Here is a 255-nt window from a genome sequence, read left to right as displayed (position 1 = left end):
CTATTTCCGTGACCGTCTCCCACCTGTCCGAACAGACAGGCACAGACAGCAGAGGCAGGCCGGTAATGACGAAGGCACCCCGGGTAACAGGAAAGCTCTGGCTGCCGGAAAAACACCGGCTTAAAACGTGGGAACTGCTTCTTTCCGGCACTTCTTATAATATCGAGTTAATCAAAGGCCGGGACGGCCGGTACAGGGTGCACATTACCTTCACCATAGCAGCACCTGAACCGGTGACCAATCCCAACCGGGGCT

General features: G+C 55.7%; 1 pseudogene. It reads left to right on the top strand.

Annotated elements, in window-relative coordinates:
- Positions 1–65 precede the first annotated feature (65 nt).
- Positions 66–255, top strand: a pseudogene (locus tag IT084_RS17865) (IS200/IS605 family accessory protein TnpB-related protein); the annotation flags it as partial.

It is taken from the genome of Desulfallas sp. Bu1-1 (assembly GCF_015594625.1).
Taxonomy (GTDB): Bacteria; Bacillota; Desulfotomaculia; order Desulfotomaculales; family Desulfallaceae; genus JADNRQ01.
The sequence above is the reverse complement of the archived record's forward strand: the minus strand, read 5'-3'. Positions and strand labels throughout refer to the sequence as shown.